General features: G+C 69.1%; 14 protein-coding genes. 10 read left to right on the top strand and 4 right to left on the bottom strand.

The genetic code is table 11. The annotated features are described in order from the left end of the window. A partial coding sequence (locus tag C667_RS03510; protein WP_039920712.1) for a D-alanyl-D-alanine carboxypeptidase occupies positions 1 to 682 on the bottom strand: 682 nt, incomplete at its 3' end. Between the two features lie 142 nt (positions 683 to 824). Between C667_RS03510 and C667_RS03505 the strand changes: the two genes are divergently transcribed. After that, a complete protein-coding gene (locus tag C667_RS03505) occupies positions 825 to 1,181 on the top strand; it encodes a hypothetical protein (protein ID WP_004357078.1) in 357 nt (118 codons plus the stop codon). Positions 1,182 to 1,341: 160 nt separating this feature from the next. On the opposite strand, the gene lysA is transcribed toward C667_RS03505, so the two are convergent. Further along, entirely contained in the window at positions 1,342 to 2,613 is a 1,272-nt protein-coding gene (gene lysA / locus C667_RS03500; protein ID WP_004357076.1) for a diaminopimelate decarboxylase, read from the bottom strand. Further along, positions 2,610 to 2,807, bottom strand: a complete 198-nt coding sequence (gene lptM / locus C667_RS03495) for an LPS translocon maturation chaperone LptM (RefSeq protein ID WP_004357075.1) — start codon at positions 2,805 to 2,807, stop codon at positions 2,610 to 2,612. Before lptM ends, lysA begins: the two co-directional genes overlap by 4 nt. A 45-nt stretch (positions 2,808 to 2,852) precedes the next feature. Here lptM and cyaY point away from each other — a divergent pair, with 45 nt between their 5' ends. After that, the gene (gene cyaY / locus C667_RS03490; RefSeq protein ID WP_004357073.1) at positions 2,853 to 3,179 is read left to right on the top strand and encodes an iron donor protein CyaY; all 327 of its coding nucleotides are present in this window, start codon (positions 2,853 to 2,855) and stop codon (positions 3,177 to 3,179) included. 338 nt (positions 3,180 to 3,517) lie between these two features. Here the strand turns inward: cyaY and C667_RS03485 are convergent, their stop codons facing one another. Continuing rightward, the gene (locus C667_RS03485) at positions 3,518 to 5,941 is read right to left on the bottom strand and encodes a penicillin-binding protein 1A (protein WP_004357071.1); all 2,424 of its coding nucleotides are present in this window, start codon (positions 5,939 to 5,941) and stop codon (positions 3,518 to 3,520) included. Between the two features lie 187 nt (positions 5,942 to 6,128). Here C667_RS03485 and C667_RS03480 point away from each other — a divergent pair, with 187 nt between their 5' ends. The 8 genes from C667_RS03480 (at position 6,129) to C667_RS03445 (ending at position 14,102) form a co-directional block, all read left to right on the top strand. Further along, entirely contained in the window at positions 6,129 to 7,205 is a 1,077-nt protein-coding gene (locus tag C667_RS03480) for a pilus assembly protein PilM (protein WP_039920699.1), read from the top strand. Then, positions 7,202 to 7,807 carry a PilN domain-containing protein gene (locus tag C667_RS03475; protein ID WP_004357068.1) on the top strand — a complete coding sequence of 202 codons (606 nt, stop codon included), beginning with the start codon at positions 7,202 to 7,204 and terminating at the stop codon, positions 7,805 to 7,807. The genes C667_RS03480 and C667_RS03475 overlap by 4 nt, the downstream gene beginning before the upstream one ends. Continuing rightward, positions 7,804 to 8,487: a type IV pilus inner membrane component PilO gene (locus tag C667_RS03470; protein ID WP_004357067.1), complete on the top strand. Its 684-nt coding sequence runs from the start codon at positions 7,804 to 7,806 to the stop codon at positions 8,485 to 8,487. The genes C667_RS03475 and C667_RS03470 overlap by 4 nt, the downstream gene beginning before the upstream one ends. After that, positions 8,484 to 9,008 (top strand): pilus assembly protein PilP, encoded by a 525-nt coding sequence (locus tag C667_RS03465; protein WP_004357066.1) that lies wholly within the window; start codon positions 8,484 to 8,486, stop codon positions 9,006 to 9,008. The genes C667_RS03470 and C667_RS03465 overlap by 4 nt, the downstream gene beginning before the upstream one ends. Beyond that, positions 9,005 to 11,152 carry a type IV pilus secretin PilQ gene (locus C667_RS03460; RefSeq protein WP_004357065.1) on the top strand — a complete coding sequence of 716 codons (2,148 nt, stop codon included), beginning with the start codon at positions 9,005 to 9,007 and terminating at the stop codon, positions 11,150 to 11,152. Before C667_RS03465 ends, C667_RS03460 begins: the two co-directional genes overlap by 4 nt. 88 nt (positions 11,153 to 11,240) lie before the next feature. After that, entirely contained in the window at positions 11,241 to 11,771 is a 531-nt protein-coding gene (locus tag C667_RS03455) for a shikimate kinase (RefSeq protein ID WP_004357064.1), read from the top strand. Then, positions 11,759 to 12,841: a 3-dehydroquinate synthase gene (gene aroB, locus C667_RS03450; RefSeq protein ID WP_004357063.1), complete on the top strand. Its 1,083-nt coding sequence runs from the start codon at positions 11,759 to 11,761 to the stop codon at positions 12,839 to 12,841. The genes C667_RS03455 and aroB overlap by 13 nt, the downstream gene beginning before the upstream one ends. 136 nt (positions 12,842 to 12,977) lie before the next feature. Then, positions 12,978 to 14,102: a deoxyguanosinetriphosphate triphosphohydrolase gene (locus C667_RS03445; RefSeq protein WP_004357062.1), complete on the top strand. Its 1,125-nt coding sequence runs from the start codon at positions 12,978 to 12,980 to the stop codon at positions 14,100 to 14,102. Positions 14,103 to 15,913 lie beyond the last annotated feature (1,811 nt).

The raw sequence follows: 15,913 nt of genomic DNA, 5'->3' as shown, positions 1-15,913 counted from the left end.
GGTCGCGGTACCAGGTGCCGCAGGGTGCGTCCGAGGTGAGGATGCGGTTGTCGATGACGAGGCCGGCGAGCGGCGGCTCGGCGGCCAGGGTGACCGGCGCGTTGGCCGCCGAGCCCGGATGCAGGCCGAGCAGCAAGGTGTTGTAGTGCAGCAAAAGGCCGTGCGGCCCGCTGTTGTAAGGGCGCAGGCCGCGGCCGTCGAAGGCGTCGGGGTCGTGCGGCGGCAGGCGCAGCGCGGAGGCGTCGAGCACGATGTCCCCGGCCACGCGCTCGACGCCGAGCGCGCGCAGGCGGCGCAGCATCTTCCACAGGCGATCGTAGCCGAGCACGGGATCGGCGCCGCCGACGAGGTAGAGGTTGCCCTCGAGCACCCCCACGCGGAGCGGGCCGTCGCCGGCGATGCGGGTCGTCCAGGTGTGGGCGGGGCCGAGGCGTTCGAGTGCGGCGAAGGCGGTGACGAGCTTCATCACCGAGGCCGGGTTCATCGCCGCGGTGGCGTTGATCGCGAGCGTCGGCGCGGGGCGGTCCACCGGCTGGCTCCAGGCCGCCACCGTCTCCACCGGGATGCGCGCGTTGTCGAGCGCCAGGCGCACTCCCGGCGGCAGGGCGTTGCTGTCGGCATGGGCGGGCGCGACCAGCAGCAGGCCGGTGATGAAGATCACGCAGAGGGAAAGATTCTTCATGAGCATGTCAGGGATCCTGATCGAGCGCCTGTCGGCGAGGCGCTAGAATGCGCGCTTCGCCGGCGCAGCCGCGCGGCGGATTCTATACGGAGCGGTACACCCGCGGCGCAGCGACAGTCGCGCGGCGGGCAACGACGGAAAGATGAGCGGATTCGGACACTACTCGCGCACCGCGGACGAGCTGGAGCGCGAGATCCTCAAGCGCGGGATCGCGATCGGCATCGACTGGGACGACCCGACGCGCATGCGCGACCTTGCGCGTCGGGCACTGAGCTGCACGCCCACCTGCATGATGAAGCTGCTGCGCAGCCCGCAGCGCCAGGACAAGCTCACCGGCGAGCTCTTCGCCCTCTCCGAGCTGATGCTGCAGAACATGCGCCAGAGCGCCGAGATCGGCTTCGAGACCCACGGCGGCCCGGCCTGGAAGGCCTTCGGACGCGCGCTCAACGAGGAGTTCGACGCGGGCGTGCGGCCGCCGCAGCCACAGGCGAGCGCCTGAGGCCGGCTCCGCACGCGGGGCGGATTCGCAAGGTCCGGCAGAGGGCCGATCGCGGGGGGCTGCGCCAGTAGGCTCGACCCACCGCCCCGACCCACGGGCTAATTCTGCGGGCTAATCCCGCCGCCTCGGCCCGCCAGGCGCCCGCCGCCCTGGTCTTCGTTCACTCCGCCACGCGCTCGCGCGCGAACAGCTCTTCCACCGTCTCGCGTTCGCGCACCACGTGCGCGTTCGCGCCGTCGACCAGGATCTCGGCGGCGCGCGGGCGGGTGTTGTAGTTCGAGGCCATCGTCATGCCGTATGCGCCCGCCGACAGGATCGCCAGCAGGTCGCCCTCGGCCACCGCGAGGCTGCGCTCGCGGGCGAGGAAGTCGCCGCTCTCGCAGATCGGCCCGACCACGTCGTAGGTGGTGGGGGCGAGCGCGCGCGGGGCGACCTCGACCACGTCGTGCCAGGCGTCGTAGAGCGCCGGACGGGCGAGGTCGTTCATGGCCGCGTCGACGATCGCGAAGTTCTTGGTCTCGCCCGGCTTGAGGTACTCGATGCGGGTGAGCAGCAGGCCGGCGTTGCCGACCAGGGAGCGGCCGGGCTCGAAGCAGAGCTCTTCCTCGCGCCCGGCGAAGACCTCCAGCAGCGGCGCGAGGTAGTCCGCGACCGGCGGCGGGGCCTCGTCGCGGTAGCGGATGCCCAGCCCGCCGCCGAGGTCGATGTGCTCGAGCGCGATGCCGTCGGCGGCGAGGCCCTCGACGAGGTCGCGCAGCTTCTGTGCGGCTTCGGCGATCGGCGCACGGTCGAGCAGCTGCGAGCCGATGTGGCAGGCGACGCCGGTGATGCGCAGGTTGGGCAGCGCCGCGGCGCGGCGATAGAGCGCCGGCGCGTCGGCGAAGGCGACGCCGAACTTGTTGCCCTTGAGGCCGGTGGAGATGTAGGGGTGGGTCTTCGGGTCGACGTCCGGATTGACGCGCAGCGACACCGGCGCGCGCACGCCGAGCTCGCCCGCCACGGCGTTCAGGTGCTCCAGTTCGGCGGCCGACTCGACGTTGAAGCAGCGGATGCCCGCCTGCAGCGCCTGGCGCATCTCGGCGCGCGTCTTGCCGACGCCGGAGAACACGACCTTGTCGGCACGCCCGCCGGCGGCCAGCACGCGCGCCAGCTCGCCGCCCGAGACGATGTCGAAGCCCGCGCCCAGGCGCGCGAACACCGACAGGATGCCGAGGTTGGAGTTGGCCTTGACCGCGTAGCACACCAGCGCCCGGCGCCCGGCGAGCGCGTCCTTCCAGGCCGCGAAGGCGGCTTCGAGCGCGGCGCGCGAGTATACATAGGTGGGCGTGCCGAAGCGCGCGGCGATCTCGGCGAGCGGCAGCTCCTCGAGCCAGAGCGCGCCGTCGCGTGCGGACAGGGTGGGAGCGGGCCAGCGGGAGGCGGGGGCGTTCATTCGAGGGGCGATTCCTTGATCAGGTCCTTCGGCACGACGGGTTTGCTATGATCGGCGCCCGCCGGAGGCGCCGCGGTGGCGCCGGGTGCCGGCAGGTAGAGCGGACCCTTGATGCCGCAGGCCGACAGCAGCGCGCAGGCAAGCGCGATCGCGGGGAGTTGGACTCGCTTCGGGACTCGCATCGTGGCTCGCATCGCCGTTCTTCGCAAAAAACCGGAATGCTAACAGAAGGAATCAGCATGGAAGAGTCTGCGTTCAATGCGCTCGCCGAGGCCGAGCTGGCGCGCATCGAGACCGCCCTGGAGGACTGCGGCGCCGAGCTCGACGTCGAGCCGAAGCCGGGCGGCATCCTCGAGATCGAGTTCGACAACGGCAGCAAGATGATCATCAACCGCCACACCGCGGCACGCGAGATCTGGGTGGCGGCGAAGTCGGGCGGCTTCCACTTCCGTCCGCAGGAGGGGAGTTGGGTCAACACGCGCGATGGCCGCGAGCTGTGGGCGATGCTCGGCGCGCTGGTGGGCGAGCAGTCGGGCGAGGCGGTGAGGCTGGTACGGCGCGATTGAGGGCGGCGGGTCTGGCCAGCCGCTTTCGCGCCTGCCGGCGCTCCTGCAAAGCCACCGCGCGTCCCGCCCCCTGTAGGAGCTGCGGCAGCTGCGAACACGGCGACTCCACAATCGACGCGTGCGCCGAATTCCACCCCCGCCTTCGCGCCTGCCGGCGCTCCTGCAAAGCCACCGCGCGTCCCGCCCCCTGTAGGAGCTGCGGCAGCTGCGAACACGGCGACTCCACAATCGACGCCTGCGCCGAATTCCACCGCCGCCTTCGCACCTGCCGGCGCTCCTGCAGGGGGCTGGCGTGTCTTCGGGTGCCTGCAGGAGCGACGGAAGCCGCGAAGCTTCCGTTACGGCCGGATCGGCGTGGGGCGGCGTTCTTCGACCGGGGCGGGGGCCTGCGCGCGCGCCGGGCTGGGGGGCGGCAGGATCAGCGGGGCGGGGCCGGGCGGGATCGCCTCGGCTTCGGCCTCCATCGCCGGTGCGCCGTCGTTGGCGAACATCTCGCGCAGCCAGTCCGGAACCGGCGGCGGCGCCGGCGGGGCGTACTCGGCGTACTGCCAGTCCTGGCGGGTGCCGAGGCCGTTCTGCACCTGGCGCAGGCCGTCGGGACGAGGCAGCTCCACCTGCGGCACACCTTCGAGCGCGGACGCCATGTAGTTGATCCAGATCGGCAGCGCCGCGGCGCCGCCGGTCTCGCCCTTGCCGAGGTTGCGCGGCTGGCTGTGGCCGACCCAGCTCACCGCGACGAGGTCGGGGTGGTAGCCGCAGAACCAGGCGTCCACATAGTCGTTGGTGGTGCCCGTCTTTCCGGCGAGATCCTCGCGCTTGAGGCTGCGCGCGCGCGTGGCGGTGCCGCGCTGCACCACGTCGCGCATCATCGAATCCATCAGCCAGGCGTTGCGCGCGTCGATCACCCGCGGCGCGCTCTGGCCCGCGACCGGCGGGTCGGTGCGCGCGATCAGGCGCCCGCTGCCGTCGTACATCTCCTTGATGACGAAGGGCTCGACGCGGTAGCCGCCGTTGGCGAACACCGCATAGCCGGCCGCCATCTGCCACGGCGTGGCGGCGCCCGCGCCGAGCGCCATGGTGAGGTAGGGCGGGTTCTGCGCGGGATCGAAGCCGAAGCGGCCGAGGTAGTCACGCGCGTACTCGGGGGTGATCTTCTCCAGCAGGCGGATCGAGACCATGTTCTTCGAGCGCGCCAGGCCGTCGCGCAGCGTCATCGGGCCGGAATAGCGCCCGTCGTAGTTCTTCGGCTCCCAGGCCTTGCTGCCGGTGACGCCGGCCGGGTAGTAGAGCGGGTTGTCCTCGAGCACGCTGCCCGGGCCGAACTCACGGTCGAGCGCGGCCGAGAAGATGAAGGGCTTGAAGCTCGATCCCGGCTGGCGCACCGCCTGGGTCACGTGGTTGAACTTGTTGCGGTTGAAGTCGAAGCCGCCGATCAGCGCGCGCACCGCGCCGCTGTGCGAGTCGATCGCCACCAGCGCGGCCTGCACGTCGGGGAGCTGAGTGAGTTCCCAACTGTCCTTGCCGGCGTTGCGCACGCGCACGATCGCGCCGCGGCGCACGCGGCGCGCCTGCGGCGCCTTTTCCGACAACATCGGCGCGACGAAGGACAGGCCCTTGCCGGTGATGCGGATCTCCTGGCCGCGACGATAGACGAGCACTTCCTTCGGCCCGGCCTTGAGCACCAGCGCCGCGAGCAGGTCGTCGTGGTCGCTGGAGTCGCCGAGTGCCTCGTCCAGCTGCTCGTCGGCGACCCGGCCCGAAGGGAGGTCGACGAAGGCTTCCGGGCCGCGGTAGCCATGGCGGCGGTCGTAGTCGAACACGCCGCGGCGCAGCGCGGCATAGGCGGCCTCCTGGTCCTTGCGGGTGACCGTGGTGACGATGCGCAGCCCGAGCTCGTAGGCCTGCTCGCCGAACTGCTCCACCGCGATCTGGCGCGCCATCTCGGCGACGTAGTCGCCGGGCACGACGATGTCCGGCACCCGGCGGGCGGCGGCGATGTCGCGCTGGCTCTGCTTCGGCGTGGCGAAGACGAGCGCTTCTTCGTATTGCTGCGGGGCGATGAAGCCCGCCTCGAGCATGCGGCGCAGCACGTATTGCTGGCGCACGGCGGCGCGCGCCGGGTTCACGATCGGATTGAAGGCGGAGGGCGCCTTGGGCAGGCCGGCGAGCATCGCCGCCTCGGGCAGGCTGAGCTCGTCGAGCGTCTTGCCATAGTAGGCACGCGCTGCGGCGGCGAAGCCGTAGGCGCGCTGGCCGAGGAAGATCTGGTTGATGTAGAGCTCGAGGATCTGGTCCTTGGACAGGTTCTGCTCGATCTTGAGGGCGAGCAGGATCTCGTAGAGCTTGCGGTTGTAGGTCTTTTCGCGCGAGAGGAAGAAGTTGCGCGCGACCTGCATGGTGATCGTCGAGGCCCCCTGGCCGCGTCCGCCGGACGACAGGTTGGCGAGCGCCGCGCGCGCCAGGCCGACGGGGTCGATGCCGCGATGCTCGTAGAAGCGCTCGTCCTCCGCAGCGAGGATGGCGTGCTTGAGGTGGGAAGGAACCTCGGCAATGCGAACCACGTCACGGCGCTCCTCGCCGAACTCGCCGATGAGGTGCCCATCGGCCGTATATACTCGGAGCGGAACGCGCGGACGGTAGTCGGTGAGCGTGTCGAGCGCAGGCAGCTTGGGCCAGGCGAAGAAGGCCATCGCCGCGAGCGTGGCGATGCCGAGAACGGCCAGCGCGAACAGCGCTGCAATCGGATACAGGACCCAGCGCATGGGCAATCCAGGATGGTTTCGAGCGGAGCGGCATTATACGGGATGCGCCCGCCCGGCTCTCGTGCCCGACCGTAAGTGCATGTCAACCGTGACGGGGTTTGCTTTACACCCCAATGGCTTGTTGCTAGCATGCTAGAGCCTTGTTGAAAAACAGCGCGTAACATAAAGAAATTCAAGGGTTTTCTTTGTGATCGACCTCCCCTTTTTAAGGCCCTCGGCGCGCCAGCTCGTCGGGCTCGATATCTCGTCTTCATCCGTGAAGCTCGTCGAGCTATCGGGCGGGGAAAAGGACGCTTACAAAGTGGAGCGCTATGCGGTCGAGACCTTGCCGCGCGACGCGGTGGTCGACGGCAACATCGCCAACCTCGATGCGGTGAGCGAAGCCGTGCGGCGCGCATTGCGTCGCTTCGGCACCAGCGTGCGCAACGTGGCGCTGGCGCTGCCGTCCTCGTCGGTCATCACCAAGAAGATCATCCTCCCCGATGGCCTGCGCGAGACCGAGATGGAATTCGCGGTCGAGGCCGAGGCCAACCAATACATTCCCTTCGCGCTCGAGGAGGTCAACCTCGATTTTCAGCGTATCGGTCCCGCGCCCGGCAGCCCGGGTGACGTCGAGGTGCTGATCGCTGCCTCGCGCAAGGACAAGGTCGAGGACCGCGTAGCGGTGGCCGAAGCGGCCGGGCTCAAGGCGGTGATCGTCGATGTCGAGTCGCTGGCCACCGAATCCGCGCTTGAGCTCGTCTGCCGCCAGTTGCCGCGTGGCGGTGCCGATCAGGTGATCGCGCTGGTCGATATCGGCGCCTCGGTCATGAACGTGACCATGTTCCGCAACGGCCACTCCATCTATTCGCGCGAGCAGGCCTTCGGTGGCAGCCAGCTCACCCAGGACATCGCGCGCCAGTACGGCATGAGCTTCGAGGAGGCGGAGTCGGCCAAGCGCGCGGGCTCGCTGCCGGACAGCTATCCGCGCGACCTCATGCGCCCCTTCATGGACAGCCTCGCGCTCGAGGTCTCGCGTGCACTGCAGTTCTTCTTCACTTCGACACCGTTCAACCAGGTGGACCACGTCGTGCTCGCCGGTGGCTGTGCGGTGCTGCCCGGGCTCGGCGATGTGGTCGCGGCGCGTACCCAGGTCGACACGCTCATCGCCAATCCCTTCGCCGGCATGACCCTGAGCAGCAAGGTGCGGCCGAAGGCGCTGCTCGCCGATGCGCCCGCGCTGATGGTCGCCTGCGGCCTGGCGCTGCGGAGGTCCGACGCATGACCCGCATCAACCTGCTTCCGCATCGGATCGCCAAGCGCCGCCAGCGCCGCCAGCAGTTCTACGCGCTCGCCGCAGGCATGGTGCTGCTGGGCGCGCTGATCGGCTTCGGCGTGCACATGATCTACGCCGGCTACATCGAGCACCAGGAGGCGCGCAACGCCTTCCTCAAGGAGGAGATCGTCCGCATCGACCGCGACATCGCCGAGATCCGCCGCCTGCGCGAGCAGATCGACGCGATGCTGGCGCGCAAGCAGGTCATCGAGTCGCTGCAGGGGACGCGCGCGGAGACCGTGCATCTGTTCAACGAACTGGCCCAGCGCCTGCCCGATGGGGTCTACCTCAAGTCGACCAAGCAGACCGGGCGCCAGGTCAGGGTGGTCGGGCTGGCGCAGTCGAACGCCCGGGTGTCGCATTTCATGCGCAACGTCGAGGCCTCGGCCTTCCTTGAGCAGCCGAGGCTGATCGAGGCCAAGGCGGTCATGCAGGACAACCGCCGCTTGAGCGAATTTACCCTCGACATCGCCATCCGGCCGCCGGTCGAAGCCGAGCCCGAGGCGGGCGCAAGCGCGCCGAAAGCGGGCGCGAAGGGAGCGCAGAAATGAGCTTCGATCTCGCCGCATTGCGCGAAGGTATCGATTTCCGCCGCTTGGCGGAAGACTTCAAGGGGCTCGATCCGCAGGACCCGGGCATGTGGCCGACCGCGCCCCGCATCGTGGTCGCGGTCCTGTTGCTGGTGCTCACGGTGGCCGGATTCTGGTGGTTCGACTGGCAGGATCAGGTCAAGACCCTGGCGGCGCGCGAGGCTGAAGAGGTGCAGTTGCGCGAGAGCTGGCATACCAAGAAGCGCCAGGCGGTGAATCTCGAGGAGCACCGTCGCCAGCTCGCAGAGATCGACCGGCAGTTCGGCGCCCTGCTCAAACAGCTGCCCAATCGCGCCGAGATGGACTCCCTGCTCTCCGACATCAACCAGGCCGGCCTGGGCCGCGGGCTCCAGTTCGAGCTGTTCAAGCCGGGGACCGACGTGATCAAGGAGTTCTACGCCGAGATGCCGATCGACGTGCGGGTGACCGGTATCTATCACGACCTCGGCGAGTTCGTCGCCGACCTCGCGAGCATGCCGCGGATGGTGACCCTCAACGATGTCGGCATCGAGGCGGACAAGGACGGGCGGCTCAAGTTGCAGGCCAAGGCGGTGACCTACCGCTACCTCGACGAGGAAGAGCTCGCCCAGCAGCGCAAGGCGGCGCAGGCGGCCCAAGCCGCGAAGCAGGGGAAGAAATGATGAACAGGGCCGCGTTGATCGGCGCCTGTGTGCTGCTCGCCGGATGCACGGGGGGCAGCCAGGACGACCTGAAGGCCTGGATGGACGGGCAGGCGAAGACCATGCGGGGGGCGGTACGACCACTGCCCGAGCTGCGCCAGGTGTCGGTGGTGGCCTATGCCGGCACGCAGGGCGACGACCCCTTCCGTATCGGACGCATGGAGCCTGAGCGGCGTGCCTCGGGCAGTGCGCTGCGCCCCGACCTCGAGCGCCGGCGCGAGCCGCTTGAGGCCTTTCCGCTCGAATCCCTGCACATGGTGGGCGTGCTGATGCAGGGAAACAACACCCACGCGCTGGTCAAGGCGGGGACCGTGCTGCATCAGGTGAAGGTCGGGAACTACATGGGACAGAATTTCGGCGTGATCACGCAAGTCACCGAGAACGAGATCAAGCTGCGTGAACTGGTCGAGGATGTCTATGGCGACTGGGTGGAAAAAGTCAGCGACCTGAAATTGCAGGAGCGCGGAGAGGCCGGAAAATGAGACACCGCATCGGAGTGCTGCTGATCGCAGCCGCTTTCGCAGGCCTGGCGCCCGCGCCCGCCGTGCTGGCCCAGGACGCATCGCAGACGCAGAGCTTCAGCAACCAGATCGAGGGGCTGGAGGTCGCCGAGCAAGGCGGTGCGATCTACGTGCGCCTGACCCTGCGCGAACCGCTCGCCAGTCCGCCGGCGAGCTTCAGCGTCGCCAACCCGGCGCGCATCGCCTTCGACTTTCCGGGCACCGGGAATGCGCTCGGGCGCAACGTGCAGGCCATCGACCAGGGCGACCTGCGCAGCGCCAACATCGTGCAGGCGGGCGACCGCACCCGCCTGGTGCTCAACCTCACCCGCATGAGCCCCTACGAGGCGCGCGTGCAGGGTCGCGACCTGATCATCGCGCTCTCGCCGGCCGCATCGCGCGCGGCGCAGGGCTCGGTGGTGAGCGAAGCCGCCGCCAACTTCGCCGAGCCGCGCGCCGTAGCGGCGGCGACGGGCGGCCTGGCGGTGCGTGACATCAACTTCCGCCGCGGTACCGGCGGCGAAGGCCGCGTGGTGGTCGACCTGTCGACCCCGGATACCGGCATCGACATCCGCCAGCAGGGCGGGAACCTCGTCATCGACTTCCTGCACGCCGCGCTGCCCGAGCACCTGCGCCGCCGCTCCGACGTCACCGACTTCGCCACCCCGGTCACCTCGATGACCGCCCAGCAGGTGGGCGACCGCGTGCGCCTGACCGTGACGCCCAACGGCCTGTGGGAGCACAACGCCTACCAGAGCGACAACCGCTTCGTGCTCGAGGTGCGTCGCGTCGCCGAGGACCCGACCAAGCTCGGCGGCGGGCGCAGCGACTACAAGGGCGAGAAGCTCTCGCTCAACTTCCAGAACGTGGACGTGCGCTCGGTGCTGCAGGTCATCGCCGACTTCACCGACTTCAACATCATCACCTCCGACTCGGTGCAGGGAAACCTGACCCTGCGCCTGAAGGACGTGCCCTGGGACCAGGCGCTCGACATCATCCTGCAGGCCAAGGGCCTGGACATGCGCAAGAACGGCAACGTGATCTGGATCGCCCCGGGTGACGAGCTGGCCGCGCGCGAGAAGCTGCAGCTCGAGGCCAAGGCGCAGATCAACGACCTCGAGCCGCTGCAGACCGAGAGCTTCCAGATCAACTACCACAAGGCCAAGGAGATCTTCGATTTCCTCAAGGCCAAGGACCAGACCATGCTGTCCAAGCGCGGCAGCGTAGTGGTGGATGAGCGCAGCAACAAGGTCTTCGTGACCGATGTCGGTTCGCGGCTGCAGGCGCTGCGCCGACTGGTGCAGGAGATCGACGTGGCGCCCCGCCAGGTGCTGATCGAGGCGCGCATCGTCGAGGCGAGCAAGACCTTCGCTCGCGACCTCGGCGTGCGCCTGGGCGTGGGCGGGGCCTTCGGCCGCATCGTCGGCTACACCGAGGATGGCGCGCCGGTGCGTCGCAGCACGCTCGGTGGCGGCCTCGGCGCCACACGGACGATGGCGGGTCAGGTCGCCGGCGTCGACGACGCGAACCCGGCGGGTCTGAACCTCAACCTGCCGGCGGGCGCCTCAAATCCCGGCCTGTTGTCGATGGTGCTGTGGAACAACAGCGCAACGAGGTTTCTGAATCTTGAACTCAGTGCGCTGGACGCCGATGGGCGTGGGCGCCTTATATCCAGTCCTCGGGTGCTGACGGCCAACCAGGTGGAGGCGCTGATTGAGCAGGGAACGGAAATTCCATACGAAGAGGCGACCAGTTCCGGTGCAACCAGTGTGACGTTCAAGAAGGCGGTGCTGTCGCTGAAGGTCAAGCCACAGATCACTCCGGACGGCCGGCTCCAGTTGACGATAGAGGTCAACAAGGATTCGCGTGGCGAAGACACGCGGTCCGGGCCAGCAATCGACACGAAGAAAGTGAAGAGCGAAGTACTTATTGAAAACGGAGGAACCGTGGTGATTGGCGGTATCTACGAGGAGAACGAAACCAACAGCACTCAGCAAGTGCCGCTCCTTGGGGATATTCCTGTTCTGGGACATCTATTCAAGTCGAACTCCCGCGTCTCCGAGCGCCGCGAACTCCTCGTCTTCATCACCCCGCGCATCGTCTCCGACGCGCTCACGCTGCGCTGAGTCCGGCGCATCTGCTGATACAATCCGCGGGGCGGGCATCCGGCATGGATGCCCGCCCTTTTTCATCTGGATTTCCGGCGAGTCACGCGTGAGCTGTCTGATACTGATCGGCATGATGGGCGCCGGCAAGACCACGGTCGGCAAGGAACTGGCGCGCAGGCGCAGGATGCGCTTCGCCGATTGCGACCAGGCGATCGTGGCGCGCACCGGCGTCAGCATTCCGACCATCTTCGAGCTCGAGGGCGAGGCCGGCTTCCGCCGCCGCGAGACGCAGATGATCGACGCACTCACCCGCGAGCCCGACCTCGTGCTCGCCACCGGTGGCGGGGTCGTCACCACGCCGCTCAACCGCGAGCTGATGCGCGAGCGTGGCATCGTGATCTACCTCGACGTGCCTCCGCAGGTTCTGTTCGAGCGTACCCGCCACGACCGCAACCGCCCGCTGCTGCAGGTCGACAACCCGCGCCAGCGCATCGAGGAACTCCACCGCGCGCGCGACCCACTCTATCGCGAGACCGCCCACATCATCCTCGCCGGCGGGCGCGGCAACCCGGGCAACATGGTGCGCCAGATCGAGGAGGCGCTCGCGCGCTACAAGGCCGATACATGCAGACCCTGAACGTTGCGCTCGGCGAGCGCGCCTATCCCATCCACATCGGCCGCGGCCTGTTCGGGCGCGCCGACCTGATCCTGCCCCACCTCAAGACGCAGCGCGTCGCGATCGTCACCAACACGGTGGTCGGGCCACTCTACCTCGAGCGCCTGCGCGCCGGGCTGGAGGCCGCAGGCGTGCGCACCGTAGCGGTGGTGCTGCCCGACGGCGAGGCGCACAAGGACTGGGAGACGCTCAATCGTATCTTCGACATGCTGCTTGCCGAACGTTGCGAGCGCTCGACCACCCTGGTCGCGCTCGGCGGCGGGGTGGTGGGCGACATGGGCGGCTTCGCCGCGGCGTGCTACCAGCGCGGCATGCCCTTCATCCAGGTGCCGACCACGCTGCTGTCGCAGGTCGACTCCTCGGTGGGCGGCAAGACCGCGATCAACCACCCGCTCGGCAAGAACATGATCGGCGCCTTCTACCAGCCCAGGCTGGTGCTGGCCGACATCGACACGCTCGACACCCTGCCCGACCGCGAGCTCTCCGCCGGCCTGGCCGAGGTGATCAAGTACGGGCTGATCCGCGACCCCGAGTTCCTCGCCTGGCTGGAGGCGAACCTCGACCGCCTGGTGGCGCGCGACACCGACGCGCTGGCGTGGGCGATCGAGCGCTCCTGCCGCAACAAGGCCGAGGTGGTGGCGGCCGACGAGACCGAGCAGGGCGAGCGCGCGCTGCTGAACCTCGGCCACACCTTCGGTCACGCCATCGAAACCGGCCTCGGCTACGGTGAATGGCTGCACGGCGAGGCCGTCGCCGCCGGCACGATGATGGCCGCCGAGCTGTCGCGCCGCCTGGGCTGGATCGATACCGCCGCGGTGGCCCGCATCGAGGCGCTGTTCGAGCGTGCCCGCCTGCCGGTGTGGGGGCCGCGCATGGGCGTCGAGCGCTACGTCGAGCTGATGTCGCACGACAAGAAGGTCGAGGCCGGCAAGCTGCGCCTGGTGTTGCTGCGCGCGCTCGGGCGCGCGGTGATGCACGGCGAGGCGCCGGCCGGCGAGATCGCCGCGGCGATCGAGGCGCGCTGCCGCTGAACTCGCGGCAGGCGCGAGCGCGGGCGAGGGTGTTCTCGTCGCGGGATGCGCTGCCGTGGGGGCGGGCTCGCCCGCGAGTCGAGCCGCGGGAAGGGTCCGCCTGTCTTTGTCTTGCTGCGCCACTTGAGGAGCCCGCATGCTGCAACTCGCCCCCTACGCCGTCACCGAGGCTGCCTCGCGCGGCCGCGTCCATGACGAGCCCGCCCCGGTCGCCCGCGGCCAGTTCCAGCGCGACCGCGACCGCATCGTGCATTCCACCGCCTTCCGCCGCCTGGAATACAAGACCCAGGTGTTCGTGAACCACGAGGGCGATCTCTTCCGCACCCGGCTAACCCACAGCATCGAGGTCGCCCAGCTCACCCGCGGCATCGCGCGCGAGCTCGGCCTCAACGAGGACCTCGCCGAGTCGATCGCGCTCGCCCACGACCTCGGCCACACCCCCTTCGGCCACGCCGGGCAGGACGCGCTCAACGCCTGCATGAAGGACTTCGGCGGCTTCGAGCACAACCTGCAGTCGCTGCGCACGGTGGACCTGCTGGAGGACCGCTACGCCGGCTTCGACGGGCTCAACCTGATGTTCGAGACACGCGAGGGCATCCTCAAGCACTGCTCGCGCGCCAACGCCGAGCGCCTCAGCGAGCTCGGCCAGCGCTTCCTCGACGGCACCCAGCCCTCGCTCGAGGCCCAGCTCGCCAACCTCGCCGACGAGATCGCCTACAACAACCACGACGTGGACGACGGCCTGCGCTCCGGGCTGATCACCCTCGAGCAGCTCGACGAGGTGCCGATCTTCGCCGTGCAGCGGCGCGAGGCCGAGGCGCGCTGGCCGGGGCTGTCGGGGCGCAAGCTGATCAACGAGACGGTGCGGCGCATGATCCACCTGATGGTGATCGACCTCATCGAGCAGACCCGCGCCAACATCGCCGCCGAGGGCGTGGAGACGCTCGCCGACGTCCACGCCGCGCCGCGCCTGGTGGCGTATTCCGATGCGCTGCTGCCGCGCCTGCGCGAGCTCAAGGTCTTCCTGCGCGACAAGCTCTATCGCCATTACCAGGTGCTGCGCATGACCAACAAGGCCCGCCGCATCGTCGGTGACCTGTTCACCGCCTTCACCGACGACCCCCACATCCTGCCGCCGCAGTACCAGGCGATGGCGCGCGAGGACAAGCCGCGCGCCATCGCCGACTACATCGCCGGCATGACCGACCGCTACGCCATGAAGGAGCACCGGCGGCTGTTCGCGGTGGGGGAGATTTATTGAGGGGTGAGGGGTGAGGGGTGAGGGGTGAGGCGGGGCCTCGTGCTTGACACCGCCGCCCGTCGCCACCGGCACCTCCGCTTTCGCGCCTGCCGGCGCTCCTACAAAACCACCGCGCCCCCCGCCCCCTGTAGGAGCTGCGGCAGCTGCGAACACGGCGCCCCCGCAATCGACGCGAGCCCAGGATCCGCCGCCGCTTTCGCGCCTGCCGGCGTTCCTACAAAACCACCGCGCCCCCCGCCCCCTGTAGGAGCTGCGGCAGCTGCGAACACAGCGGCCCCGTAATCGACGCGAGCCCAGAATTCCGCCGCCGCTTTCGCGCCTGCCGGCGCTCCTACAAAATCACCGCGCCCCCGCCCCCTGTAGGAGCTGCGGCAGCTGCGAACACGGCGCCCCCGCAATCGACGCGAGCCCAGAATTCCGCCGCCGCTTTCGCGCCTGCCGGCGCTCCTACAAAATCACCGCGCCCCCGCCCCCTGTAGGAGCTGCGGCAGCTGCGAACACGGCGCCCCCGCAATCGACGCGAGCCCAGAATTCCGCCTCCGCTTTCGCGCCTGCCGGCGCTCCTACAAAATCACCGCGCCCCCCGGCCCCCTGTAGGAGCTGCGGCAGCTGCGAACACGGCGCCCCCGCAATCGACGCGAGCCCAGAATTCCGCCGCCGCTTTCGCGCCTGCCGGCGCTCCTACAAAACCACCGCGCGCCCGCCCCCTGTAGGAGCTGCGGCAGCTGCGAACACGGCGACCCCGCAATCGACGCGAGCGCCGAATTTCGCCGCCGCCTTCGCGCCTGCCGGCGCTCCTACAAAACCACCGCGCGTCCCGGCCTCCTGTAGGAGCTGCGGCAGCTGCGAACACGGCGACCCCGCAATCGACGCGAGCCCAGGATCCGCCGCCGCTTTCGCGCCTGCCGGCGTTCCTACAAAACCACCGCGCGTCCCGGCCCCCTGTAGGAGCTGCGGCAGCTGCGAACACGGCGGCCCCGCGATCGACGCGAGCCCAGGATCCGCCGCCGCTTTCGCGCCTGCCGGCGCTCCTACAAAACCACCGCGCGCCCGCCCCCTGTAGGAGCTGCGGCAGCTGCGAACACGGCGACCCCGCAATCGACGCGAGCGCCGAATTCCGCCGCCGCCTTCGCGCCTGCCGGCGCTCCTACAAAATCACCGCGCCCCCGCCCCCTGTAGGAGCTGCGGCAGCTGCGAACACGGCGCCCCCGCAATCGACGCGAGCCCAGAATTCCACCGCCGCCTTCGCGCCTGCCGGCGCTCCTACAAAACCACCGCGCGTCCCGGCCTCCTGTAGGAGCTGCGGCAGCTGCGAACACGGCGACCCCGCAATCGACGCGAGCGCCGAATTTCGCCGCCGCCTTCGCGCCTGCCGGCGCTCCTACAAAACCACCGCGCGCCCGCCTCCTGTAGGAGCTGCGGCAGCTGCGAACACGGCGGCCCCGCGATCGACGCGAGCCCAGAACTCCGCCGCCGCCTTCGCACCGCCTTCGCGCCGCCTTTGCGCCTGCCGGCGGGCCTGCAGGAACCGTCGCGGCTGGGGTTTTCATCGCGTGCCGCAGTGCAAAAAAACTGTTGAATCCGGCGAGCTTTGGGGGGTATAGTTTTTTCGACCGCAGCGAGCAGGACGGTGATGTCCAAAATGGTGCATGAGGCCTGAAAAGGCTGCCCTTCGACCCCGTCGAGTCGCTGTTTCTGCACCAGATTGGTGCAGACTACAAAGCCGGTGCGCGCGCGCCCGGCTTTTTTGTGCGCGTTCGGTTTGTCGGCGATGGCCTTGTGGCCGATTTTTTCCGACGCCGGGCGCGTGA

It is taken from the genome of Thauera phenylacetica B4P (genome assembly GCF_000310225.1).
Classification (GTDB): domain Bacteria; phylum Pseudomonadota; class Gammaproteobacteria; order Burkholderiales; family Rhodocyclaceae; genus Thauera; species Thauera phenylacetica.
The sequence above is the reverse complement of the archived record's forward strand: the minus strand, read 5'-3'. Positions and strand labels throughout refer to the sequence as shown.